The organism is Flavobacterium coralii (assembly GCF_019891545.1).
Taxonomy (GTDB): Bacteria; Bacteroidota; Bacteroidia; order Flavobacteriales; family Flavobacteriaceae; genus Flavobacterium; species Flavobacterium coralii.
Genome location: NZ_JAHDIU010000027.1, coordinates 1 through 1,045 on the forward strand (window position 1 = coordinate 1; position 1,045 = coordinate 1,045).

Genomic DNA, 1,045 nt, shown 5'->3' on the forward strand with positions numbered 1-1,045 from the left:
TAACCGATGACAATACCCTTTACTTTACCAGTGCGCGCAATGAGGCCCGCAAGACCTACGGCTGGAACGAGCAGCCTTTCCTTGACCTGTACATGAGCACCTGGAATGCCAACGGCACCTTCAGCGAGCCGGTACCGGTGGAAGGGGTGAACAGCAAGTGGCACGACGGCCCTGCGGCAGTTACCGCAGACGGCAAGACCATGTACTTTGCCAGCGAGAGCTTTAAAGAGAGCAAGCAGTGGCAGAAGGATAAGGATGTAAATGCCAAGATAGGCCAGGTGTACCTGTACAGGGCCACCARACAGGGCGACAGCTGGGGCAATGTGCAGCCGGTGCCCTTTAACGACAAGCGTTGGAGCACGGGTAACCCTGCCATCAGCAAAGACGGCAAGACCCTTTACTTTACCTCAGACAGGGAAGGCTCTGTTGGGGATACCGACATTTGGAAGGTAGAGGTAAAAGGCAACAACACCTATGGCGAGCCGGTAAACCTGGGGYCAAAGGTAAATACAGAGGGCAGGGAGAACTTCCCTTTCATTACCGAAGACGACAAGCTKTACTTTGCCTCTAACGGCAGGCCGGGCTTTGGCGGGTATGACCTGTATGTRATAGACCTTAAGAACAACAGCGGCGAGGCYATGAACCTGGGTGCCCCGGTAAACTCACCGCAGGATGATATTTCCTTCAGCTTTAACAACAGCAAGAACATGGGTTAYTTTGCCTCTAACAGGAGCGGGGTAGACCAGCTCTACAGCGCCACACCGGTGTGCGGGGTAGAGGCTATTGTTATGGTGCGCGATGCCAACACAGGCAAGGCGCTGGCTACGGCCAAGGTATCGATACTGGATGACAAGGGCAACGTGATAGAGACCCGTACKGCRGGYGCTGACGGYAAGGTAACCTACAACATTGACTGTGACAGGGCCTATACCATACAGGCAGCGGCTGACGGCTATGAGAACAACAGCTTCCCGATTGCCAAGACCAAAGGCGGCCAGGTAAATGTATCGGCTGACCTGAACCCTGTGGAGGTGAGGATAAAGTA

General features: G+C 54.4%; 1 pseudogene. It reads left to right on the top strand.

What is annotated here, in order from left to right:
* Positions 1 to 1,045 (top strand): annotated as a pseudogene (locus KJK34_RS14970) (OmpA family protein); the annotation flags it as partial.